The sequence below is a fragment of the Streptomyces sp. NPDC050546 genome, assembly GCF_044457425.1.
Taxonomy (GTDB): Bacteria; Actinomycetota; Actinomycetes; order Streptomycetales; family Streptomycetaceae; genus Streptomyces.
Genome location: NZ_JBITGX010000031.1, coordinates 16,030 through 38,035, shown reverse-complemented (window position 1 = coordinate 38,035; position 22,006 = coordinate 16,030). Strand labels below are relative to the sequence as shown.

At 69.3% G+C, this 22,006-nt stretch carries 21 protein-coding genes; 8 read left to right on the top strand and 13 right to left on the bottom strand.

The annotated features are described in order from the left end of the window. Positions 1-61: 61 nt before the first annotated feature. From ACIBK5_RS43000 to ACIBK5_RS42975, 6 genes are all read right to left on the bottom strand, one after another. Positions 62-1,081, bottom strand: coding sequence for an ATP-binding protein (locus ACIBK5_RS43000; RefSeq protein WP_311699409.1), 1,020 nt, complete (start codon positions 1,079-1,081; stop codon positions 62-64). Then, positions 1,078-3,153: a Mu transposase C-terminal domain-containing protein gene (locus tag ACIBK5_RS42995; RefSeq protein WP_399028884.1), complete on the bottom strand. Its 2,076-nt coding sequence runs from the start codon at positions 3,151-3,153 to the stop codon at positions 1,078-1,080. Before ACIBK5_RS42995 ends, ACIBK5_RS43000 begins: the two co-directional genes overlap by 4 nt. Further along, positions 3,150-3,602: a TnsA-like heteromeric transposase endonuclease subunit gene (locus tag ACIBK5_RS42990; RefSeq protein WP_399028882.1), complete on the bottom strand. Its 453-nt coding sequence runs from the start codon at positions 3,600-3,602 to the stop codon at positions 3,150-3,152. Before ACIBK5_RS42990 ends, ACIBK5_RS42995 begins: the two co-directional genes overlap by 4 nt. After that, positions 3,603-3,791, bottom strand: coding sequence for a hypothetical protein (locus ACIBK5_RS42985; protein ID WP_399028853.1), 189 nt, complete (start codon positions 3,789-3,791; stop codon positions 3,603-3,605). 247 nt (positions 3,792-4,038) lie between these two features. Next, positions 4,039-5,043, bottom strand: a complete 1,005-nt coding sequence (locus ACIBK5_RS42980) for a HEAT repeat domain-containing protein (RefSeq protein ID WP_399028851.1) — start codon at positions 5,041-5,043, stop codon at positions 4,039-4,041. Between the two features lie 6 nt (positions 5,044-5,049). After that, entirely contained in the window at positions 5,050-5,718 is a 669-nt protein-coding gene (locus ACIBK5_RS42975; RefSeq protein WP_399028849.1) for a HEAT repeat domain-containing protein, read from the bottom strand. A 172-nt stretch (positions 5,719-5,890) separates the two neighbouring features. Here ACIBK5_RS42975 and ACIBK5_RS42970 point away from each other — a divergent pair, with 172 nt between their 5' ends. Continuing rightward, positions 5,891-6,709, top strand: coding sequence for a PhzF family phenazine biosynthesis protein (locus tag ACIBK5_RS42970; protein WP_399028848.1), 819 nt, complete (start codon positions 5,891-5,893; stop codon positions 6,707-6,709). Positions 6,710-6,726: 17 nt separating this feature from the next. On the opposite strand, the gene ACIBK5_RS42965 is transcribed toward ACIBK5_RS42970, so the two are convergent. Both ACIBK5_RS42965 and ACIBK5_RS42960 read right to left on the bottom strand, forming a co-directional pair. Next, positions 6,727-7,530: a CPBP family intramembrane glutamic endopeptidase gene (locus tag ACIBK5_RS42965; protein WP_399028845.1), complete on the bottom strand. Its 804-nt coding sequence runs from the start codon at positions 7,528-7,530 to the stop codon at positions 6,727-6,729. Positions 7,531-7,743: 213 nt separating this feature from the next. Next, positions 7,744-9,261 carry a glutamate-cysteine ligase family protein gene (locus ACIBK5_RS42960; protein ID WP_399028843.1) on the bottom strand — a complete coding sequence of 506 codons (1,518 nt, stop codon included), beginning with the start codon at positions 9,259-9,261 and terminating at the stop codon, positions 7,744-7,746. A 564-nt stretch (positions 9,262-9,825) separates the two neighbouring features. On the opposite strand from ACIBK5_RS42960, the gene ACIBK5_RS42955 reads away from it, so the two are divergent. The 3 genes from ACIBK5_RS42955 (at position 9,826) to ACIBK5_RS42945 (ending at position 12,265) form a co-directional block, all read left to right on the top strand. Further along, entirely contained in the window at positions 9,826-10,410 is a 585-nt protein-coding gene (locus ACIBK5_RS42955) for a hypothetical protein (protein ID WP_382500175.1), read from the top strand. Positions 10,411-10,812: 402 nt separating this feature from the next. Then, on the top strand, positions 10,813-11,019 hold the full coding sequence (locus ACIBK5_RS42950) for a DUF5999 family protein (RefSeq protein ID WP_399028841.1): 207 nt from the start codon (positions 10,813-10,815) through the stop codon (positions 11,017-11,019). Between the two features lie 211 nt (positions 11,020-11,230). Then, on the top strand, positions 11,231-12,265 hold the full coding sequence (locus ACIBK5_RS42945) for a LacI family DNA-binding transcriptional regulator (RefSeq protein WP_399028839.1): 1,035 nt from the start codon (positions 11,231-11,233) through the stop codon (positions 12,263-12,265). A 97-nt stretch (positions 12,266-12,362) separates the two neighbouring features. On the opposite strand, the gene ACIBK5_RS42940 is transcribed toward ACIBK5_RS42945, so the two are convergent. The 4 genes from ACIBK5_RS42940 to ACIBK5_RS42925 all read right to left on the bottom strand — a co-directional run bounded on the left by ACIBK5_RS42940 (position 12,363) and on the right by ACIBK5_RS42925 (position 16,630). Continuing rightward, positions 12,363-13,427 (bottom strand): endo-1,4-beta-xylanase, encoded by a 1,065-nt coding sequence (locus ACIBK5_RS42940; RefSeq protein ID WP_399028837.1) that lies wholly within the window; start codon positions 13,425-13,427, stop codon positions 12,363-12,365. A 75-nt stretch (positions 13,428-13,502) separates the two neighbouring features. Beyond that, the gene (locus tag ACIBK5_RS42935; protein ID WP_399028835.1) at positions 13,503-14,336 is read right to left on the bottom strand and encodes a carbohydrate ABC transporter permease; all 834 of its coding nucleotides are present in this window, start codon (positions 14,334-14,336) and stop codon (positions 13,503-13,505) included. Further along, entirely contained in the window at positions 14,333-15,331 is a 999-nt protein-coding gene (locus tag ACIBK5_RS42930; protein WP_399028833.1) for a carbohydrate ABC transporter permease, read from the bottom strand. The genes ACIBK5_RS42935 and ACIBK5_RS42930 overlap by 4 nt, the downstream gene beginning before the upstream one ends. A gap of 6 nt (positions 15,332-15,337) precedes the next feature. Next, positions 15,338-16,630 (bottom strand): extracellular solute-binding protein, encoded by a 1,293-nt coding sequence (locus ACIBK5_RS42925; RefSeq protein WP_399028880.1) that lies wholly within the window; start codon positions 16,628-16,630, stop codon positions 15,338-15,340. Between the two features lie 446 nt (positions 16,631-17,076). Between ACIBK5_RS42925 and ACIBK5_RS42920 the strand changes: the two genes are divergently transcribed. After that, positions 17,077-19,056: an amino acid transporter gene (locus tag ACIBK5_RS42920; protein WP_399028831.1), complete on the top strand. Its 1,980-nt coding sequence runs from the start codon at positions 17,077-17,079 to the stop codon at positions 19,054-19,056. A gap of 6 nt (positions 19,057-19,062) precedes the next feature. Here ACIBK5_RS42920 and ACIBK5_RS42915 read toward each other — a convergent pair whose 3' ends face one another. Further along, positions 19,063-19,629 carry a DUF1707 domain-containing protein gene (locus ACIBK5_RS42915; protein ID WP_399028830.1) on the bottom strand — a complete coding sequence of 189 codons (567 nt, stop codon included), beginning with the start codon at positions 19,627-19,629 and terminating at the stop codon, positions 19,063-19,065. Positions 19,630-19,793: 164 nt separating this feature from the next. Between ACIBK5_RS42915 and ACIBK5_RS42910 the strand changes: the two genes are divergently transcribed. From ACIBK5_RS42910 to modB, 3 genes are all read left to right on the top strand, one after another. Beyond that, positions 19,794-20,189, top strand: a complete 396-nt coding sequence (locus ACIBK5_RS42910) for a molybdopterin-binding protein (RefSeq protein WP_142165137.1) — start codon at positions 19,794-19,796, stop codon at positions 20,187-20,189. Between the two features lie 159 nt (positions 20,190-20,348). Next, positions 20,349-21,164 (top strand): molybdate ABC transporter substrate-binding protein, encoded by an 816-nt coding sequence (gene modA / locus ACIBK5_RS42905; RefSeq protein WP_399028828.1) that lies wholly within the window; start codon positions 20,349-20,351, stop codon positions 21,162-21,164. Further along, positions 21,161-21,997 carry a molybdate ABC transporter permease subunit gene (gene modB / locus ACIBK5_RS42900; RefSeq protein ID WP_399028825.1) on the top strand — a complete coding sequence of 279 codons (837 nt, stop codon included), beginning with the start codon at positions 21,161-21,163 and terminating at the stop codon, positions 21,995-21,997. Before modA ends, modB begins: the two co-directional genes overlap by 4 nt. Positions 21,998-22,006: the final 9 nt, after the last annotated feature.

Genomic DNA, 22,006 nt, shown 5'->3' with positions numbered 1-22,006 from the left:
CCGCTTTTCGGCCGGACCTGGAACGGCAGCCGTGCGACGTGGCTGCGCCCGGTCGGCGAAGTCACCGGTCCGTGTCCGTGCGCTTGCGGCGGGAGGCGATGTCCAGATCGACGGCCAGCAGACCTGCTTTGTTGATCATCTCGTTGCGGCCGAGGATGGCGTCGACGGCGGCTCCGCGAATCTGGTGGGAGAGCGTGCCGATCATGCCGCCGGTGCGGGTGTGGATGAAGCGGTCCAGGCGGGTAAGGGTGCCGCGCTTGTGCTCGTGCAGCACGAGGTTGGCCTCCATCTGAGCGACCAGGGCCTTCCACTCGGCGTTGTAGGGGAAGGGGTGGGTGGCCATGGGGGTGAAACGGGCGGCGATCTGGTCTCCCCGGGTGCCGGACAGCAGGCTGCCGTCCTCGATGTCGATGCCTGCGTAGGCGAAGGTCGCCGGGATGCGTTCGGAGAAGTACTTCAGCGTGTCCGATGCCTCCGCTCCATGACGAGTCATCAGGGAGATGTTGTGGATCTCGTCCACCAGGATCAGGCCGGTCCGGGCTCTGTTGCAGACGCCGACGACTGCCTCGGTGAGGTCGGTGATGTTCGAACTCCGCAGGACGGGCAGGCCCAGGAAGCGGGCGAACTCGGCGGCGATCATGCGGGGTGTCGCGGCCGGCGGGACGGTGATGTAGATGACCGGAATGCGGTCGTCCCCTCCCGGGTGCCGACGGCGGTCCTGCAACTCGTGGGCCAGCCCGAGCTGGGTGAGAGCGATGGTCTTACCGGTGTTGGCAGGTCCGGAGACGATCAGGCCGCGGCGAGCGCTGATCGCGCCGCGGTTAAGAATGATCAGACGGCGCCCGCAGGTGACAGTTGAGCGGACCGTGGAGGTGGCGACCACCTGGAGGCGGGCATGATGATCGAGCCGGTCGTCGTCGTAGGCATCCCGGCTTTCTGCCTCCAGTGCCTCGTACTCGGCCTTCGTCAGCACGGCCATGGGCTGGCTCAGGCAGGCACCGACGAACTGGCGCCAACCGGGCAGAGTCGTCAGCTGCCGTCCGAAGTCCGTCTCCGGGCCGTCGGCAAGCAGCGCGATCACGGTCGCCTCCAGGGGTCTTCGAGCGGGTCGAACAGTCCCAGCGGGATCACCTCGGCGAGATCGTTTTCCTCGACAGGCGCTTCAACCTCGAGTTCCTGCGGCGGCTTTGGTGGTGGGGAGGAGATGGTGGGCGGGGCGGCCTTCGTGCGGGCGGCGACCTGTCGCTCGGCCTTGGCCGCCTTGGCTGACCTGGGCTTTCTCTTCGCGGCCGGCCGGTCGGGGCCGGCATGCGCCCGGGTCAGCAGGTCGGCAACCGCCTGGGCGAGTTCTTCCTCGGTGGCCTTGGGCAGTTGATGTCTGACGTGGTCCCAGGCCAGATCACCGAACGGGAACGGGGCTCGCTTCAGGTACTTCCAGGTCGCCTGGACCCAGCTGCCGTCGCCGCGATGGTCGCGTACCCAGACGTAGGAGACGTCGTAGGGGTCGCGGTGGACTTCCCAGAGCCCCCGCTTCGCGGTGACACCGGAGTCGCGAAGGCGCATCGGTCCCAGTTCGGAGCTGTCGTAGGTCCGGTTGTTGATCCGGACTCCATAAGGATTGACGGCTCGCCAGGCCGCAGGCAGGAGTTCCACGTAGTCCTGCCCGCTGAGCGCGACCGGAACGTAGCCGCATGCCTCGACCAGGGCGGCGTACTTCTGGTTCGGGGTGAACAGCCGTCCGGGATGGTCGGGGTCACGAAGGCCTTCGTGGGGGCGGTTCTGCCACTTGGCGACGACCCATTCGTCCAGCAGGTCCTGCAATTCGGGCAGCGACCAGAGGTTCTCGCGCTCGGGGTGGCGTCCGCGGTGGTCGGTGTTGCGGCCGGTGTATCCCGTCAGGAACTGGGCAAACATCGTGGCCACCGAGCCCAGCATCTTCTCGATGTGCCCCTTCTGGAAGGGCGAGCCCTTCCAGGTGGGCTGGAAGTCGATCTCCAGGAACCGGCATGAGGACCGGAAATTGCGGGAGATGAACACCTTGCCGTGGTCGCAGACAATCGTCTCAGGGACGATGACCGGCTTGGCCGCCGCATGCTCGAGACGTTCGTCCAGCGACAGCAGCCTGCGGTGCGGCAGCACCGACCGGGACATCTTCAGTGCGTCGACCCAGCCCGGCCGCATCAGCTCGGGGGTGACCGTGCGGGCCAGCAGCAGGCTCGCGTCCACCGACTTCGTCGTCGGCCGCAGGACTGCCGCCGACAACGTCCTGGTCCCGACGTCGATCATGCCCGTCAGTTCGACCTTGCCGACCACCCCGTTGTCAAGACGGACCAGCACGTCCATCGGGGTGGAGTCCATCTGCATGACCTCGCCGGGAGCCGACACTGTCAGCTCTCCGAACGGGGCCGCCGCCCCGTGGGCCTTCGAACGGCGCGTGACCGCCGAACCGGTCGCGTGGGTGCCCTTCGTCAACTTCGCAAGCAGCCGGTAGAGCGTCCGCTCGGTCGGCAGCTCGACATGCTCATCGTCCGATTCCCGCAGGATCTCCCCGGTCCGCCAGATCAAGTAGGCCCCGTTGCGGGTTGAAGTGTCGACACCTTCCTTGATCGCCTTCCGCATAGCTTCGACGACGGGTTCGGGCACCGAGCCGAACTCTGTGCGCTTGCGGACCGGCCGGTGGTCGGCCAGCCCGACCAAGCCCTGTTCCTGGTAGCGGCGACGCCGGTTGCCGATCGTGTTGGCCGCAACATCGTGGCCGGCGGCCGTCAGCTCGGCTGCCTTGGTCCGCTGCCGTGACGTCACCGACGAGCCCGGCCCGTAGCCCAGCCGCGGACGCGAACCGGGCTCAGCGTCCGGAGCAAGCCCGTGGATGACCTCCAGGATGTGCCCCTCCCACCACAGAGCCTGTTTCACGACTTGGGGCGGGAACGCTTCCAGCAGTCCGACTGTCGGCAGCGGCATCCGCTCGGGCTGGAACAGGACTTCGAAATCCGCCGCTTCGAACAGGTCGATCAGGGCGACCACCCGGTGCTCAACCTCCGCGTCCTCCACCACCGCAGCCTGGGCGGTGACCTCGAGAACCCCCCGGACCTGGCCCTCGAAGCGGATCTTGTGACCGACCGCCAGCACCGGCGGCCGCCTCAGCAAGCTCAACGGCTTCCCTCCGTCCAGACCAGGCTGTCGGTCTGCATCAAGCCGCCCACCAGGTCTGTTTCTAAGGCGCCGGACCACAGCAGATGGAACAGCACCGGCAGGACCTGCAACCGGTCCCCGACCGAACCGGCGCCCTCCCACAGCCCTTTGGGCTCACGGAACACGCCAAGCAACCGGTCGGCCACCGCTTGAGGCTGGCCGCAACGGGTGCGCCGGTAGCGGGCAAGCCAACGGATGTTTGCCATGAACACAGGATCGGGCCGCCCCAGCCAGTCGAACTCCCAGCCGACTGCCCGGCAAGCATGCTCGGTCGCGGTGAACGACTCCCGGGTGTCGTCGTCCAGGTCGTCCTCAGCACGGACATCGACGACACGGGCGCGTCCGTCGGCGAGCCGGACAAAGTAGTCGGGAGCGTGTCTGCGCTTTCGCACCCCGTCGTGCCAGTGCAGTCAGAAGGGCTGCGAGGCGATAGCCGTGACCTGCGGGTCCCGGTCCAGCAGGACCAGCCGGTCTCTCTCCAGCCACGACTCGTAGCCAACGTGATCTCGCACGGTCACCGAGTAGTACCAGCCTGCGAAGCCCCGGCCGTATTTGCGCCAGGAGAAACTGCGGACCGGCTCCACTGTCTCGAACCGCACATCCCAGCTCGTCTGCAACAGGCGGCGCTTACGAACCCCGTCGAGAGAGAAGTCCAGCTCAAAGGCTGTGAGCGCAGACTGACCGACTGCTCGGGCTAACGCCCCCACCGCACCCCCCGTCTGCCAAATCCCCTAGCGGCCCAACTTCGCCGTCACAAACTAGCGTTGGCCCAACTTCAGTGGCAAACGGCCCATCTTCGCTGTCACAGGTCAGGTCGCATGGCAAGGCCCCGCCGGTCGAGCGGATTCAGCGTGCGTCGCGAATCCCGAGGACGTACGTGGCCGTCAGTGCGACGACGCGGTCGTCGTCATGGGCCAGCTCCGCGAGGGCACGGGACGCCGTGGGTCCCGGGATGTCCGCGAGCGCCTGGGCCAGCCGCCGACGCGCGGACGGTTCGGCGGTGTCATGGGCGAGGCCGTCGACGAGCCCGGTGGCGATCCGCTCCGCCGACTCTGGATCACTCGCCAGCGCGCTCAGCGCATCGGCCGCGTCGACGTCGTTCGCCTCCTCGACGACCATGCCGATGAGCGTCGGCACCGCGTCGGCCACTCCACGCGCCCCGAGCTCCAGAGCCGCGTATCGGCGGACCACGACGTCGGGATGCGCGAGGGCGTCCTTCAGCAGTGCGGTCGCCGCGGCGTCCGGCATCTCGACGAGGGACTGGACGGCCCGCTTCCGGACCTCGGCCACGGGTGAGCCGAGGCCTTCGGCGAGCAGGGCCGAGCCGCCCTCGCCCGATTGCGCCAGAGCCCATCGAAGGGCTCCCGCGACGTTCGGGTCCGTCTCGCTCAACGCCGCCTCGACCAGGGCTTCCACCGGCCACGGAACCTCTTCGGCCGAGGACAGGGCCGCGCGTTGGCGCCTCCCGGGGCTCTTCGATCCCAACGCGTGGAGGAGACCGACGGTCTGGAGGACGTCCTCCCAGCCCGCGGGTTCCGCTGCACCGATCCGCCGGAGTCGCGTGAGCAGCTCCGTCTCACGCGCGATGCGCTCTCGCGTCCGGTGGACGAGGTCGTCGACGAGCTCCGAGGGGCGGAAGCCGGGATCGTCCAGCGCGCGTCCGACCTCGCGCAGCGACAGCCCCAGGGAGCGCAGGCTCTCGATATGGAAGATCCGCCGGATGTCCTCGCCGGAGTAGGCGCGGTAGCCGGCGCCGGTACGGCCCGTCGGCCGCACCAGGCCGAGCGACTCGTAGTGCCTGAGCATGCGGGCGCTGACCCCGGACCGTCGTGCCACCTCACCGATCAACACGGTCTGTCATCCCTCCCGGCCGGTCGTGCCGAGGGCCACGACGCGCTTCGCCTCCTCGACCGCGAACCCGAATCCGGTGTCCGGGTCGCGCCACAGCCGTTCCGTGGCGATCGCGTGCTCACGCACCCGAGGGTCGGGATCCGTCATCACGGCGCGCAGGGACGGCGTGATCGCGTCTCCGAGCGCGATCAACGCCCGGCTGAGGCTCAGCCGCGTCTCACGCTCGCCGCGTCCGAGCTGGGCCGCCAGCACCCCGGCCAGCCCGGGCTCTTCACCTTCCGGCACGAGGACGACCGCCGCTCGCCAGGCGCTCCGCGCCACCTCGTCGTCGGGGTCGGTCAGCAGCGCCCGTGTGATCGCCGGCCAGGCTCGACGATCCCCGATCTTGGACAGCGTGTGCAACGCCTGGCTTCGTGCCTGCGGACGCTCCGCGCGGAGTTCATCGACGAGCCTGGGGACCGTGAGGGAAGGTGAGTGGCGGGTCAGCGCCCATGTGAGCATGTCGCGCACGTGGAACTCGGGCTCGATCGCGCAGCGTTCGACGAGCGGGTCGACGAACCGGGGGTCCGGCGTCGTGCCGACCGCGAGCGCCGCTTGCAGCCGGACCGACGAGTCGCCGCTCTCCAGCCCCTGGAGAGCTCGCATCGGGTGCGTGTCGTCTCTTGCCGTGGTCATCGGAACCACCTCCTCGGCCACAGTGAAGACCTTGTCACCGTGTCAAGGTCAAAGCAGTGCCACACCGAGAGAGCCGATGCGGGCCGAGCCGGCCGGCCAAGATCCGTGAATCGGGCCAGGACTCGTGAATTGGCCTTGGTGCACGGCCCGGAGGGGCCTCTAGCGTCGAGGGATGCGGATTCGAATCGTCGACGCCTTCACCGACCGTCCCTTCACCGGCAACCCGGCCGGAGTCATGCTCCTGAACGACGCGGACGCCTTTCCGGACGACAGCCGGCTGCAGAGCATCGCCCTGGAGGTCAACCACGCCGAGACGGCCTTCGCCCATCCCCTCCCCGGGGGCGGCGAGGCCGACTGGGCGCTGCGCTGGTTCACGCCGGCCGCCGAGGTCGCGATGTGCGGCCATGCGACCCTCGCCACCGCCCATGTCCTGCACACCACCGGCGCCCACGTGGGACCGGTGCGGTTCGCGACCCGCAGTGGCGTCCTCGTCGCCACGCCCACCGACGACGGCTCCGTCACCATGGACTTCCCGACGGCTCCGCTCACCCGGGTCGACCCGCCCCGCGGCCTCGCCGAGGCCCTGGGAGCCGAGCCGCTGACGGTCCTCGACACCGGCCCGAACGTCGGCGATCTGCTCGTCGAACTCGCCGACGAGAAGACGGTGCACGGCCTCGGCCCCGACCTCAAGGCCCTCGCCGCCCACTCCGCGCGCGGAGTCATCGCCACGGCCCGCGCGCAAGACCCGGACCAGGGCTACGACTTCGTCTCGCGCTGCTTCTTCCCGAACATCGGCATCGACGAGGACCCGGTCACCGGCAGCGCCCACACCGCGCTCGCCCCGTTCTGGTCCGAGCGCCTGGGCCGCCCCGGCCTCACCGGCCTCCAGGCCTCACGCCGCTCCGGCCGCGTCCGCACGGAACTGCGCGGCGACCGCACCCTGCTGACGGGCAGGGCGGTCACGGTCATCGAGGGCGAGCTGCTGGCCTGAGACGAGGGAGCTGTCATTCACGCCGTCGGGAGCCACCCCACCTTGCCCGCCAGCAGCGCGTATCCGACGAACGCCCCGATGTCGAGCAGCGAGTGCGCCACCATGAGAGGACCGACCCGCCCCCAGCGGCGGTACAGATAGACAAAGACGACGCCCATGACCAGGTTCCCGATGAAGCCGCCGATGCCCTGGTAGAGGTGGTACGAGCCGCGCAGCACCGAGCTGCCGACCAGCGCGGCCATCGGGGTCCAGCCCAGCTGCCCCAGACGGCGCAGCAGATAGCCGACGACGATCACTTCCTCCAGCACCGCGTTCTGGATGGCGGAGAGGATCAGCACCGGGTACTTCCACCACACGCCGGGCAGCGCCTCCGGCACCACGGTGAGGTTGAAGCCGAGACCGCGGGCCGCCAGATAGAAGGCGATGCCGGTGCTGCCGATGACCGCCGCGATCGCCGCGCCGCGGCCGAGGTCGGGCCAGGGGCGGGTGCGGTCGAAGCCGATGGTGCGCAGACTCGCGCCCTCGCGCAGCAGGAAGTGCGCGACGAGGGCGACGGGCACGAGTGCCGTGGTGATCCCGAAGAGCTGCCAGGCGAGGTCGAGCCAGGGACGGCCGGGCGCTGCCGAGGCGTTCATCGTGGCCGCCTGGTCCTTGAGCCCGCCGGGCTTGGTGACCGAGCCGATGAAGCTGATCAGGGCGGAGACTCCGCTCGCCCCCAGCGAGAGCGCCAGCACGAGCAGGGTCTCGTTGCGGAGCATCCGCCGCGAGAGCCCCTGCTGGGGAATGGAATCGTCGGCCACCGGGCTCGCCTCCGCCTGCACACCTGCCTCCACTTCACCGGCCTGTCGAAAACGACCTTGTCGTGAACGACCTTGTCGTGAACGACCTTGTCGTGAACGACCTTGTCGTGAACGACCTTGTCGTGAACGACCTTGTCGTGAACGACCTGTCGTAAACGACCTGTCGTAAACGACCTGTCGAAATCGATCTGCCGGATCAGTATGAAGGCAGCAGGATGTCACCCCGGCGGCGCGTCAGCCCAGCGGCACCGGCTCCGGCAGACCCACCGGCCAGGTGTGCACCGGATCCCCCTGGTGCATCAGCTCGCGGTAGCGCCGAGTGGTGGCGGCCAGCGCGGCCTCCCGCGTATGGCCCGCGTCCAGCGCCTTGTGGAACGTCGCGGCCTGCCAGCTCGCCCCGTTCACCCGGCGCCGGCACCGCTCCTCGATCACGCTCAGGTACAGGTCGCGGTCGGCCGGCTCGACACCCCACGCGTCCAGCCCGGCCTCGGCGAGCGGCAGCAGTTCGTCCCGTACGAGGCTCACCGCGTCGACCTGCGTGGTGCCGCCGTACCGGCCGCGCCGGGGCCAGGTGAAACGGGCGTCGATGCCGTCCTTGCAGGCGGCGTCGAAGTTGGCGGCGGCCGCCTCGAACGGCAGCCGGGTCCACACCGGCCGGGGCTCCTCGGCGAGGGCACGGACGACGCCGTAGAAGAACGCCGCGTTGGCGACGACGTCGGTCACGGTGGGCCCGGCGGGAAGGACGCGGTTCTCCACGCGCAGGTGCGGGACGCCGTCGGCGATGCCGTAGACCGGGCGGTTCCAGCGGTAGATCGTGCCGTTGTGCAGGACGAGCTCGGCGAGCGAGGGCGTGCCGCCCCGGTCGAGCACCTCCAGCGGGTCCTCGTCGTCGCAGATCGGCAGCAGGGCCGGGTAGTAGCGGAGGTTCTCCTCGAAGAGGTCGTACGCCGAGGTGACCCAGCGCTCGCCGAACCAGGTGCGCGGCCGGACGCCCTGGGCCTGGAGTTCGGGCGGGCGGGTGTCGGTGGACTGCTGGAACAGCGGGGGCCGCGACTCGCGCCACAGCTCGCGGCCGAACAGGAAGGGCGAGTTGGCGCCGACGGCGATCTGGGCGGCGGCGACCGCCTGGGCCGCGTTCCACACATCGGCGAACCGGCCCGGGGTGACCTGGAGGTGCAGCTGTACGGAGGTGCAGGCGGCTTCCGGCGCGATGGACTTCGACGTGCAGGTGAGGTGCTCCACGCCGGCGATGTCGAGGGTGAACTCCTCGCCCCGCGCGGCCACGATCTGGTCGTTGAGGAGGGTGTAGCGGTCGACGTCGGAGAGGTTGGACGACACCAGGTCGTCCCGGTCGAGGGTCGGCAGAATGCCGATCATCACGATTCCCGCGTCGACCTCGCCTGCTTTTCGGTCGGCATATGCCAGTGACGTGCGGAGTTCCTCCCCGAGCCGGTCGAATACCCGGCCGTCCAGACGGTGTGGAGGAATGTTCACTTCCAGATTGAACATGGCGAGTTCTGTTTGGAAGTCCCGGCTCGCGATACGTTCCAGGACTTGCGCATTCAACATTTTCGGCATGCCGTCGGCGCCGGTGAGATTCAATTCGATCTCCAGCCCCATGAGGTTCTTGGGGCGATCGAACCGCTTCTCCGCCAGGAGCCGCTCCAGGCCCGTCAGACACCGACGGAGCTTGTCGCGGTAGCGCTGGCGATCGGACAGGTCGAACCGCCCTGCCACCACCTTCTCCCCCATCGAAGCGTCCCTCCTCGGATGATGCGGGCCTCAAGATCCGGCCGCCGGGGTCACGGTCAGGTGGAGGATGCCCAGCGAAGGCGATCGATAACGTCCCGGACGGGCCCGCCGACCGCTACGCTGGTCGCGTGTGACCAGTGGCACATTCAATCGGCATGTCGCACGGGCCAGGTTTCGATGTTCGCCCGGTGTCCACGAACTAGTGAAAAACGCCGACGAGAATGGGCCGACCGGTTCGCGGACATTCGCCGAGGTCATCACCTCGCACCCCCGCCTGAAATCGGGATAATTCTCGCGTATCGCCGACCGAATGTACCCTTGTTCTACTCACCGGAAACGGCTAGGCGAAACACAGTCTGATCCCGTGTCGTATAAACTCCGCGAACAAGGCAGAAGGTTGGCGCCCACGGTCGATGGGTCCTGCCGTCGAGCAGATGATCGGCGGACCCCACCCCCCTCTCGCTCATGAGACCCGGCCCTGCCTCTGCCGACCCCTCGTGAGCAGACAGCGCCGTCCGCCCCCGCCCTCGTGCCACCGTGCCTTTGAATGAGAGGCGACCCACCATGCCGCTGCATGTCCCCCCGGCTCCCGCGCCAGCACTCCGTTCCGTCCTGACTGCGCTCTCCTCGCCCACCGCGGTCCGGGAGGCCCGAACCCCCTCCCTGCTCCGCGCCCAGGGACCTGTCGCAGCCGAGCTTCCGCTGCCCGTCCACGTCCTCGACCGGGTCACGGCCGAGGGGGTGTCGGCCACCCGGCTGGCCGGGTGGCGCTTCCTGATCCGCTGCGGCGAGCGGGCCGTGGCCGCGGCGGAGACCATGCTGACCCCCGACGGCTGGGCCTTCTCCCACTTCTTCGAAGGCCCGTACATCACCTCCACCGAGCGCGCCCTGCGCCAGGCCGAGACGATGCCGCAGCCGTACCAGCCCCGCCTGCTGTCGGTGCCGAGCCTCTACATGCTGACGCTCTGGCTGCACGAGGACTGCACCGCGGACGGTGCCGCCGGCCACCCCGCCGCCACCGATCTGCTCGTCCCGCTGGCACCCGCGCCTCCCGGCATCGCGGCACACCGCCCGCACCGCGTCGCCGAACTCCTCCCGGTGCTGACCCACCGGGCGACTCCCACGCGACTGCTCGGCTCACCCGCCTGAAACACCCCGCCGGAAACACCCCACGTGAAGCCTCCCGCACCCTGTCACCGAATTCCCGGCGACGGGGTGCGGGCTTTTTATCGCTCGTACGAGCACCCAATAGCTCGTACGAGCCGGAAATGGCCCCCGACCTGACGTGACTAGCCCTATCCGGCCACTGCGAACCACCCGAAGTGACAGCCCAGTTGGGATGAACCGTCCGCGCGGGTGACGCGTCCTGAATCTATGAGAAGCGGTGCCGCGAAATCCCTGCGGAATGACGCCCGTGGGGCAACACTGGGTTCCGACCACTTATCACGGGGGGCGGCCATGAACGACACTTCTAGCCGCGGAACAGACACGACGACCGACTCAGACAACTCAGTCACCTCACCCATCACGACAGAGCGAAAGATCCCACCCATGTGCCAGCACCAGACACCATGCCCCTCAGCCGAATCCGCCGACCGGGAGTCCGCCCGTCTCATGGCGCACCACCCGGAGCAGGGGTGGAGCCTGCTGTGCAACGGTGTGGTGCTCTTCGAGGACACCGGTGAGCTTCTGCCGGACGGCCGGGTCATCGCCCCGCACCGTCCGCTGGCCAGCAGCCAGGTGATGACGGCTGCCTGAGGGCCGCCGGGCGGGGTGACGCCCCGTCCACAGATATGAGGGGCCGGCCGCAGGAGACCCTGCGAACCGGCCCCGACGCATGTCCGGGGGCCGTCACTCCCCGTCACTCGCCGCGACTTGCCGTTCCTGGCTCGTACGCCTTCCCAGGGATGCCCGTTTTCCGGAAGACTCCTGGAAGTTTCGCGGTCACCCGTCGACGGAGGTGGGGCAAGTGGCAGCACGTGAGGCCGACGCCGAGGGCAAGGTCACGATCACGGAGATCGCCCGGCAGGCCGGCGTGTCCGTGCCGACCGTGTCCCGGGTCGTCAACGGCCGCTCCGACGTGTCGCCGCAGACCCGGGCCCGGGTCGAGGAGCTGCTCCGCCGGCACGGCTACCGCAAGCGCCCCGCGGCCCCGGGTACCCGTGCGGCCCTGCTCGACCTGGTCTTCAACGACCTCGACAGCCCCTGGGCCGTGGAGATCATCCGCGGGGTGGAGGAGGTCGCGCACGCGGCCGGGGTCGGCACGGTGGTGTCGGCCATCCACGGGCGGTCGGGCGACGCCCGCGAGTGGATGCGCAACCTCCGGGCCCGTGCCTCCGACGGCGTCATCCTGGTCACGTCGGCGCTGGAACCGATGCTCCACGAGGAGCTGCGGATCCTCGGCGTCCCGCTGGTCGTCGTCGACCCGGCGGGCTCCCCCGCCCTGGAGGCGCCCACGATCGGCGCCGCGAACTGGTCGGGCGGCATGGCCGCCACCGAGCATCTGCTGTCCCTCGGCCACCGCCGGATCGGCCTGATCGCCGGCCCGCCGCGCCTGCTGTGCTCCCGGGCCCGGCTGGACGGCTACCGAGCGGCCCTCGAAGGCGCCGGTGTCGCGATGGACGCGTCCCTCGTAGTCCCCGGCGACTTCCGCCCCGAGTCCGGCTTCACCGCCTGCAACACCCTGCTCGACCTGCCCGAGCCGCCGACCGCCGTGTTCGCGGCCAGCGACCAGATGGCACTCGGCGCGATCGAGGCACTGCGGCGGCGCGGGCTGCGGGTGCCGCAGGACATGAGCGTGGTCGGTTTCGACGACCTTCCGGAAGTCCGCTGGTCGGCTCCCCCACTGACCACGATCCGCCAGCCCCTGGCCGACATGGGCAAACTGGCCGCCCGCACGGCCCTCCGCCTGACCCGCGACGAACAGCCCGACTCCCCACGGGTGGAACTGGGCACGGACCTTGTGATCCGCGCCAGCACGACACCTCCGGCCGGGCGGGGCTGACGGGCCCGCGCCGCCTGCCTCGCCCCGCCTGCCTCGCCCCGCCTGCCTCGCCCCGCCTGCCTCGCCCCGCCTGCCTCCCTCGCCTATATCTCTCCGCCTACTTCTCTCCGAGCGCCTCACGCAGCGCGAAGTACGCCGGCTTCGGCCTGAGCTGCTCGTCCCACGGCAGGGCGGCGCCCTCGCCCGGGAAGAACGGCGGGATCCAGGAGTATTTGTCTGTGTAGTCCCAGAGGGTGACTCCGACGCACCGGCGTACCGCCAGGCACGCCTCGGTCAGGTCCCGGTACCACTCGGCCTGCTGTGCCAGCTTCTCCCCGGTCGCGGGCAGCAGCATCCGCACGTCGACCTCGGTGAGCGCCGTGTCGAGGCCGAGGCGGGAGAAGCGGCGGAGGTTGTCCTCCAGGGTGGTGGGATAGCCGTACTGGAGGGCGAGGTGGGCCTGGAGGCCGATGCCGTGCAGGGGGACGCCCTCGGCCTTCAGCTCCTTGGCCAGCTTGTAGTACGCGTCGCTCTTCGGGCCGATCCCCTCGATGTTGTAGTCGTTGAGGTACAGCTTCACGCGCGGATCGGCCTGGTGCGCCCAGCGCAGCGCGTCGGCGATGTACCCGGGCCCGAGCGTCTTGTAGAAGACCGACTCACGGTACGTACCGTCCTCGTTGAACGCCTCGTTGACGACGTCCCAGGCGAACACCTTGCCCCGGTAGTGCCGTACCTCCGCCTGGACGTGCTTCTTCAGCACGGCCCTCAGCTCCGGCGCCGTCCACTCCCGCCCCGTGAGCCACCCGGGCAGCTGGCTGTGCCAGACCAGGGTGTGACCGCGTACCTTCTGCCGGTTGGCGCGGGCGAGGTTCACGATCTCGTCGCCCTTGGAGAAGTCGAACACGCCCTGCTGCGGCTCGGTCGCGTACCACTTCATGCCGTTGCCGGGCGTGATCTGGTCGAACTCGCTGCCGAGCAGGGCCTTGTACGGCGCGTCGACGAGCTCGGGGTTGTCGGTCGCGCTGCCGAAGTAGCGGCCGTGCCGCTGGGCGAGGTCCGCGAGGGTGGGTTCCTTGCCGTACTCCTCGCCGGCCTGTGCCGCCGGGCCGGTGGCGACGCCTCCGGCCACCAGCACGGCGGCCAGCGCCCCGGCGAGTCTGAGACGTATGGCGGTCCTGCGCATGGTCGACTCCTCACGATTCGCGATCCATCCGGATCGGATCAGGTGGGTGGGTGAGCCGTACGTCCGCGGCGCGCGTCAGCCCTTCGTGGCGCCCGCGGTGAGGCCGCCGACGAGCTGGCGCTCGGCGACCGAGTAGAAGGCGAGTGCGGGGACCATGGCCAGCACCAGATAGGCGAAGACCTTGGCGTACTCCGCGGAGTACTGCCCCTGGAACTGCTGCACACCGATCGGCAGCGTCCACCACTGCGCGTCGGTGAACACCAGCAGCGGCAGGAAGAAGTTGTTCCAGCTGGTGACGACGGCCAGCACCGAGACCGTGCCGAGCGCGGGCCGCGCCATGGGCAGCAGCACCCGCCAGAAGAAGCCGAACGAGCCGCAGCCGTCGAGCGTGGCCGCCTCCTCCAGCTCACCGGGGATCTGCCGGAAGAAGCCTCGCAGGATGATGATGGTCATCGGCAGTCCGAAGGCCGCCTGCGGGAGGATCACGCCGAGGGGGTTGTCCAGCAGTCCCAGGGAGCGCAGCAGCAGGAACAGCGGCAGGGCCGCCACCGCGAACGGGAACATCAGCCCCATCGTGAACAGCGTGAACAGCACCTCCCGGCCACGGAAGGCGAACCGCGCGAAGGAGAAGGCCGACAGGGCGGAGACCGCGACGACCAGGACCGTCGTGCCCACCGCGATCAGCGTGCTGTTGCCGATGAGCCGCCAGAACTCCCCCGAGCCGAGGATCTGGGTGTAGTTGGAGGTGACCCACGACTCGGGCAGACCGACCGGGTTGCGCGACAGCTCGTCGGTGGACTTGAAGCCGGAGAGCGCGGCGTAGACCAGGGGGACGGCCATGACCGCGCCGACGGCGACCAGGACGAGGTGCAGCGGAAGGTTCCGACCGCTCTTCTGACGGGATGTCATTTTCCGTCCCCCCGCATGGTCGTGGTGGCCCCTTCCAGATCGCGCCGGAGCACGAACCGCTGGTAGGCGAGGGCGAAGACGAGACTGATGCCGAACATGACCACGCTGATCGCGCTGGCGTAGCCGACCTGGTAGCGCTTGAAGCCGTACTGGAACATGGTCACGGCCATGGTCTCGGAGTGGTGGTCGGGACCGCCCGCGGTGGTCACCCACACCAGGTCGAACAGCTGGATGGCCCCGATGACCGACAGGAAGACGCTGATGCGCAGGGTGGGCGCCAGCAGCGGCAGCGTCACGTTGCGGAAGCGCTGCCAGGGACCGGCTCCGTCGATGAGCGCCGCCTCGGTCAGCTCCTTGGGGACGGCCTGGAGTCCGGCCAGGTACAGCATCATGTGGAAGCCGAAGTACTTCCACGTCATGACCAGGAACAGGGTCGCCATGACCGTGGACGGGTCGGCGAACCACTCCCCGCCCAGTCCCTCCAGCCCCACCTTGCCGAGGAGTTGGTCGGCGAAGCCGTCGTCCGGGGCGAAGATCATGCCGAACAGGACCCCGGTGATCGCCTCGGACAGCACGTAGGGGGCGAAGAACAGCATCCGGTACACGGCCCGGCCGCGCATGCGCTGGTTGAGCAGGACGGCCATGGCGAGCGCGAACGGCAGCTGGAGGACGAGCGACAGCACCACGAGGACCAGACAGCGCCACAGGTCGCCCAGGAAGACGTCGTCCTGGAAGAGCCGGGTGAAGTTCTCGCCGCCGATGTAGTCGGAGGGCATGCCGAAGCCGCCCCAGCGGAAGAACGCGGTGTACAGGGCGAACAGCATCGGCAGCAGCACGAGCCCCAGGAACAGCACCAGGGCGGGCAGCTGGAAGCCGGTGGCGGTCAGCCAGTTCAGCGCGCGTCTGCGGGCCCGGCTCCTGGCCCGGTCCGCGGCCGGGGGCGGAGGGCCGACGCCGGGGCCGGTCCGTTTGTCCGGCAGGAACGTGGAGGTCATCGCCGGCTACTGCTCTTCCTTCGCGGTCCTGGTGATCGACTGGGCGACCTGCCCGGGGGACTTGGATCCGGCGATGAGCGCGGCGACGCTGTCGTTGACCTCCTGGCCGACGGCGGGCGCGTAGGCCTGGTCGAGGTAGAGCTGGAAGCCGGTGGCCTTCTTCAACTGCTCCTGAACGGCCTTGATGTTGGGGTCGGCGATGGCGCTCTCGGCCGCCGGGACCACGGGGAGGACACCGGTCTTCTTGACGAGTTCCAGGTCAGTGGCCTCGGACGCGAAGAACTTCAGGAAGTCGACGGCCGCCTGTGGGGCGCCCCGGCGCAGGGCGTGCCCGCCGCCTCCGCCGAACACCTCGGTGAGGGCGCCCTTGCCGCCCTCGACCGCGGGGAACGGGAAGAAGCCGAGGTCCTTGCCGAGCCCCTTGCCCGCGTCGGCCTGTACCACGGGGGCCCACTGCCCCATGAGCTCCATGGCGGCCTTGCCGTTGCCGACGGTGGCGGCCTGGCCGGTGGGCGTGGAGTAGGCGGCGCCGAGGTAGCCCTTCTGGAACGGCTGGAGGCCGACGAGTTCGTCGAGGTGCTCTCCCGCCTCGACGAAGGGGGCGCCGGTGAAGTCCTTGGCCTCATAGGCCTTCTGCAGCGCGTCGGCGCCGGCGGTGCGCATCGCGAGGTAGGCCCAGTAGTACATGCCGGGCCACTTCTCCTTGCCGGCCAGGGCGAGAGGCGTGACCTTGGCGGACTTCAGCTTCCGTACGGTGTCGAGGAAGCCGGTCCACGTGGTCGGGGGTGCGCTGATGCCGGCCTTCTCGAAAAGCGACTTGTTGTACCAGAAGCCGATCATGCCGATGTCGAACGGGATGCCGTAGACCTGGTCGTCGAGCAGGTACGGCTCCCTGGCGACCGGGAGCAGGGCGTCGGCCCACGGCTTGGTGCTGTCCGTGAGGTTCTCGACGAGTCCGGCGTCGACCTGCTGTTTCAGTACGCCGCCGCCCCAGGTGTGGAAGATGTCGGGCAGCTTCCCGGAGGAGGTCAGGGCCGTCATCTTCGACTTGTAGGCGTCGTTCTCCATCTGGACGATCTTTATCTTGACCTTGGGGTTCTGCGCCTCGAACTTGCGGGCGAGCGCAGCCCAGACACTCTTCGCCGGCTCGGTGGTGGAGATGTTCCACCACTCGATCGTGGTCGTCCCCGACGACCCTCCGTCCGAGTCGCCGCCGCATGCTGTCAGTGCCGTCGTCCCCAGACCGGCCACGGCGGAGGCCGCCAGGAAGCCGCGGCGGGACAGTGCCGGGTCGCCCATCATGCTCCTCGAAAGTTTCGGATGAACTCCAGAAAGCTGCGTCGTTGCCGCACCCTAGAGACAGCCCCCAAAGGGTGACAACCCCTCGTGCACGGTGAATCGCTCCGCGAGGCAAAGGCGGGAGATGAGTACGAAACATTCGATCTGCTCAACGAACCTTACGGAACCCACCCGATCCACCGTCACGCAGGGTGTTCGGATACGGGGCGGCCGCGGACACCACACCGGCGCACGGGCGGGCGGCTCGACAGCCGTCCCACCCGCCCCCATCTCGCGTTTCACACCTTCGGCATCCCGACCGCCGTCGCCCGGCGCCGAGTCTTAACGGAAGCTTGACGCGCTCAGCCCCCTCATCCGAGGGCCATGACATCACGCTCCGCTTACGCTGATCGGGCCGTCCAGTGATGGCCGGAAATACCCTGCGCCGCCTCCCGGGAGCAGCTTCGATGGCCACCACTGAGCACCTGCCACCGAGCCGTACGGAGCGCACCCCACCCGGTCGCCTGCGGACCTGGATGCTGGAGGGCCTGTCCGACATGGGCAAGGGCGGCGGCCACACCGGACCCCACGCCGAACCGGAGCCCCCGCACCAGGGCCAGCCCTGGTGGCGGGTGATGTGCCTGACCGGTGTCGACTACTTCTCCACGCTCGGCTACCAGCCGGGCATCGCGGCCCTCGCCGCCGGACTGCTCTCCCCGATCGCGACGATCGTGCTGGTGATCGTCACACTGGCGGGTGCCCTGCCGGTCTACCGCCGGGTGGCCGAGGAGAGCCCCCACGGCGAAGGCTCGATCGCGATGCTGGAGCGGCTGCTCTCCTTCTGGCAGGGCAAGCTGTTCGTACTGACCCTGCTGGGCTTCGCCGCCACCGACTTCCTGATCACCATCACCCTGTCGGCCGCCGACGCCTCCACCCACCTGGTGGAGAACCCGCACCTGAACAGCGCCCTGCACGACAAGCAGTTGCTGATCACCCTGATCCTGGTCGCGCTGCTCGGCGCGGTGTTCCTCAAGGGCTTCCTGGAGGCCATCGGCGTCGCGGTCGCCCTGGTGGGCGCCTACCTCGCACTGAACGCGGTCGTGGTGGTCGTCGGCCTCTACCACGTGGTCACCGCCGGTCACGTGGTCACCGACTGGTCCAGCGCGCTCACCACGCAGCACAGCAACATATTCGTCATGATCGGCGTCGCCCTGCTGGTCTTCCCGAAGCTGGCCCTCGGCCTGTCCGGCTTCGAGACCGGCGTCGCCGTGATGCCGCATGTCAAGGGCGACGACGGCGACACGGAGGAGAACCCGAAGGGCCGCATCAGGGACACGAAGAAGCTGCTCACCACGGCCGCTCTCATCATGAGCGTCTTCCTGATCACCACCAGCTTCATCACCACGCTCCTCATCCCGGAGAAGGAGTTCGAGGCGGGCGGCCAGGCCAACGGACGCGCGCTGGCCTATCTGGCACACGACTACCTGGGCAACGTGTTCGGCACCGTCTACGACGTCTCGACGATCGCCATCCTGTGGTTCGCCGGTGCCTCCGCGATGGCGGGCCTGCTCAACCTCATGCCGCGCTACCTCCCCCGCTACGGCATGGCCCCCCACTGGGCCCGCGCCGTACGCCCCATGGTCATCGTCTTCACCCTGATCGCCTTCCTGGTCACCTGGATCTTCGACGCCGACGTCAACGCGCAGGGCGGCGCCTACGCCACCGGTGTGCTGGTCCTCATCAGCTCCGCGGCGATCGCGGTGACCATCGCCGCCCGCAAGGCCCGGCAGCGGAACTGGACCATCGGCTTCGCGGTCATCTCCGCGGTGTTCCTCTACACGACCGTGCTCAACGTCATCGAGCGCCCGGACGGTGTGAAGATCGGTGCCTGCTTCATCGCCGGGATCATCCTGGTCTCGCTGCTGTCACGGCTGGCCCGGGCGTTCGAACTGCGCGTGACCAGCGTGTCGCTGGACGCCATGGCGGAGCGCTTCGTCCGGGACATGGCCAGCCGCAGGATGCGGTTCATCGCCAACGAGCCCGACCGGCGCGACATCGCGGAGTACCGGGACAAGATCGAGCAGATCCGGCAGGACAACGATGTGCCCGAGCCGGAGGACTTCGTCTTCGTCGAGGTGACGGTCACCGACCCGTCGGAGTTCGAGGCGAGCCTGACCGTGCGCGGCGAGGTGCTCCACGGCCGCTACCGCGTCCTGACCCTGGAGTCGTCCTCCGTCCCCAACGCGCTGGCCGCCCTGCTCCTGCACGCCCGCGACCTGACCGGCCGCACCCCGCACATCTACTTCGAGTGGACCGAGGGCGGACCGTTCACCAACCTCCTGCGCTTCTTCCTGTTCGGCCAGGGCGAGGTCGCCCCGGTGACCCGCGAGGTCCTGCGCGAGGCGGAACGCGACCGTAAGCGGCGCCCGAGGGTGCACGTCGGCTGACGGGCCTCAGCCGCGGGGTCTTCTCCTGCCGAAACCTCTCCGAGGCCGGCGCACCACGACCTGCCCGAAGCTGATCTCACCAGTGATCCGCACCCGCAGCAACACAGGCACGTCAGCCCTCGCTCCGGCCCGGCGCGCCTTGATCCTGGAGTAGTTCAGCACCAGCGAGCCGGTGTCCACCACGACACCCGGCGGGGTCACCAGCTTCAGGGCACCGCCGCCCATCTCCAGGTCGATGTGCAGCGTGTCCTGGGTGATCATCGCGTCGGTGAAGTCCAGCGTCACCTCGCCGAACGACGAACGGATCTCCAGGCGCCGCGGCACCACCCAGGCGTCGCCACGCCGCGTCGAGGCCCCCTGCTGCTCGATCCGGACGACGTCCTCGGCCTCGACGGGAGTCTCCCCCACCACGTCGGGCAGATCCGTCGTCAGCACGGCCAGCTCGCCGACGGTACGCGCGGACAGCGCGGCCTCCAGCCGCTCATCGAGCTCCTCCATGGTCAGCCGGCCGTCCCCGGCGGCGACGCGCAGCACCTCCACGATCCGGTCCCGGTCCGCATGCGAGGCCCTCACCTCGGGCGATCCACCGGCACGCGAGAACTCTCCCGCCATCACTTCCCCCGATCCCCGGGCACGGCACCCGGCCCACCCCATCACCGACTAACGCTATATCGCGTTATAACCAACGGCCAACCCCGCATCCGCCGTTCCGCTCCCGCGCCCCTATCGTGACCGGCATGCAGTCCTACACGATCGGCCAGGCAGCACGACTGCTCGGCGTGAGCCCGGACACCGCCCGGCGCTGGGCGGACGCGGGCCGCATCACCACCCATCGCGACGAGGCCGGGCGACGGCTCGTCGACGGACGGGACCTGGCCGCCTTCTCGGTCGAACTCGCCAGGTCAGGCACCGCCGAGGAGGACGCCCCGTACACCTCGGCCCGCAACGCCTTCCCCGGCATCGTCACGGCGATCAAACTCGGCGACGTCGCCGCCCAGGTGGAGATCCAGGCCGGTCCTCACCGGCTCGTCTCCCTGCTCACCCGCGAGGCCGTGGAGGAGCTGGGCCTGGAGGTGGGCATGGAGGCGACGGCCCGCGTGAAGTCGACGAACGTTCACATCGACCGCGTCTAGGACCGTACGTGCGAACGCACATACACACCCGTGGGGCCACCCACCCTCGCTCATGCGAAGCGACAGGAGGCTTCTGCCTCGCAGATGCGTCAGTATGATCGACGTATCGGAAGGGCCCGGTGGGCTCTTCCTCCGGCACACAGAGGGAGTGGCCCCGAGATGACCCGTTCCGCGCATCGGACCCGCCGGATGCTCCAGGTCGCCGGTGTGTCCGCCGCGGCGCTGCTGGCCCTGAGCGCCTGCTCCTCCCCCGGCTCGGGTTCGGACAAGGGCTCCTCGGCGTCCTCGTCACCGAAGCTCTCCGGCGAGGTCACCGTCTTCGCCGCCGCTTCCCTCAAGGAGAGCTTCACGACGCTGGGCAAGGAGTTCGAGAAGGACCACCCGGGCACCGAGGTCACCTTCAACTTCGGCGGCAGCGACACCCTCGCGGCGAGCATCACGAGCGGCGCCCCGGCCGATGTCTTCGCCGCCGCCAGCACCAAGACCATGGCGATCGTGACGGACGGGAAGGACGCGGCGGGCACGCCGGCCACCTTCGTCCGCAACCAGCTGGAGATCGCCACGCTGCCGGGCAATCCCGACCGGATCTCCTCCCTGAAGGACCTCACCAGGTCCGGCCTGAAGGTCGTCCTGTGCGACAAGACGGTTCCGTGCGGCGCCGCCGCCCAGACGGCGCTGGACGCAAGCGGCCTGAAGCTCACTCCCGTCTCGTACGAACAGGATGTCAAGAGCGCCCTGACCAAGGTCGAACTGAAGGAGGCCGACGCCGCCGTCGTCTACAAGACCGACGTGCGCGCGGCGGGCGACAAGGTGGAGGGCGTGGAGTTCCCCGAGTCGGCCAAGGCCGTCAACGACTACCCGATCACCCTGCTCAAGAACGCCCCCAACCCCGGCACCGCGAAGGCCTTCATGGCACTGGTGAGGTCCGCCGAGGGCCAGAAGGTGCTCTCCGGGGCCGGGTTCCTCAAGCCATGACGCGTACCGACACCGTGGAGAGCCGGCCCCGCCGCGACCGCCCCGGCCGACGGAGCCGCACGGTGCCGGTGCCCCTGCTGGTGCCCGCCCTGGCCGGCCTGGCCTTCCTGCTGCTGCCGCTGATCGCCCTGCTCGTCCGGGCGCCCTGGCGCAGCCTGCCCGAGCAGCTCACGAGCGCCGAGGTGTGGGAGGCGCTCCGGCTCTCCCTCTTCTGCGCCACGGCGGCGACGGGTCTGAGCTTGATCGTCGGTGTACCCCTGGCCTGGCTGCTGGCCCGCACGCGGTTTCCCGGCCGCGGTTTCGTCCGGGCCCTGGTGACGCTGCCCCTGGTGCTGCCGCCGGTCGTGGGCGGTGTGGCCCTGCTGCTGGCCTTCGGGCGCAACGGGGTGATCGGGCAGTGGCTCGACTCCTGGTTCGGGATCACCCTGCCCTTCACCACGACGGGTGTGGTCCTCGCCGAGACCTTCGTGGCGATGCCGTTCCTCGTGATCAGCGTGGAGGGCACACTGCGGGCCGCCGACCCGCGCTACGAGGAGGCCGCCACCACCCTGGGCGCCTCCCGCTTCACCGCGTTCCGCCGCGTCACCCTGCCGCTGATCGCGCCGGGCATCGCGGCCGGTGCCGTGCTGGCCTGGGCCCGGGCGCTCGGCGAGTTCGGCGCGACGATCACCTTCGCGGGCAACTTCCCGGGCCGCACCCAGACCATGCCGCTCGCTGTCTACCTCGCCCTCCAGAACGACCCGGCCGCCGCGATCGCCCTCAGCCTGGTGCTGCTGGCTGTGTCCATCACGGTCCTCGCGGCCCTGCGCGACCGCTGGATGACGGCCTCCTGACACCCTGGA

Excerpts from the sequence above, each read along its gene's own strand:
- ACIBK5_RS42975 (WP_399028849.1), bottom strand. The coding sequence starts at position 5,718 with ATGACCACGGCAAGAGACGACACGCACCCGATGCGAGCTCTCCAGGGG.
- ACIBK5_RS42970 (WP_399028848.1), top strand. The coding sequence starts at position 5,891 with ATGCGGATTCGAATCGTCGACGCCTTCACCGACCGTCCCTTCACCGGC.
- ACIBK5_RS42960 (WP_399028843.1), bottom strand. The coding sequence starts at position 9,261 with ATGGGGGAGAAGGTGGTGGCAGGGCGGTTCGACCTGTCCGATCGCCAG.
- ACIBK5_RS42955 (WP_382500175.1), top strand. The coding sequence starts at position 9,826 with ATGCCGCTGCATGTCCCCCCGGCTCCCGCGCCAGCACTCCGTTCCGTC.
- ACIBK5_RS42950 (WP_399028841.1), top strand. The coding sequence starts at position 10,813 with ATGTGCCAGCACCAGACACCATGCCCCTCAGCCGAATCCGCCGACCGG.
- ACIBK5_RS42940 (WP_399028837.1), bottom strand. The coding sequence starts at position 13,427 with ATGCGCAGGACCGCCATACGTCTCAGACTCGCCGGGGCGCTGGCCGCC.
- ACIBK5_RS42935 (WP_399028835.1), bottom strand. The coding sequence starts at position 14,336 with ATGACATCCCGTCAGAAGAGCGGTCGGAACCTTCCGCTGCACCTCGTC.
- ACIBK5_RS42930 (WP_399028833.1), bottom strand. The coding sequence starts at position 15,331 with ATGACCTCCACGTTCCTGCCGGACAAACGGACCGGCCCCGGCGTCGGC.
- ACIBK5_RS42925 (WP_399028880.1), bottom strand. The coding sequence starts at position 16,630 with ATGGGCGACCCGGCACTGTCCCGCCGCGGCTTCCTGGCGGCCTCCGCC.
- ACIBK5_RS42920 (WP_399028831.1), top strand. The coding sequence starts at position 17,077 with ATGGCCACCACTGAGCACCTGCCACCGAGCCGTACGGAGCGCACCCCA.
- ACIBK5_RS42910 (WP_142165137.1), top strand. The coding sequence starts at position 19,794 with ATGCAGTCCTACACGATCGGCCAGGCAGCACGACTGCTCGGCGTGAGC.
- modA (WP_399028828.1), top strand. The coding sequence starts at position 20,349 with ATGACCCGTTCCGCGCATCGGACCCGCCGGATGCTCCAGGTCGCCGGT.
- modB (WP_399028825.1), top strand. The coding sequence starts at position 21,161 with ATGACGCGTACCGACACCGTGGAGAGCCGGCCCCGCCGCGACCGCCCC.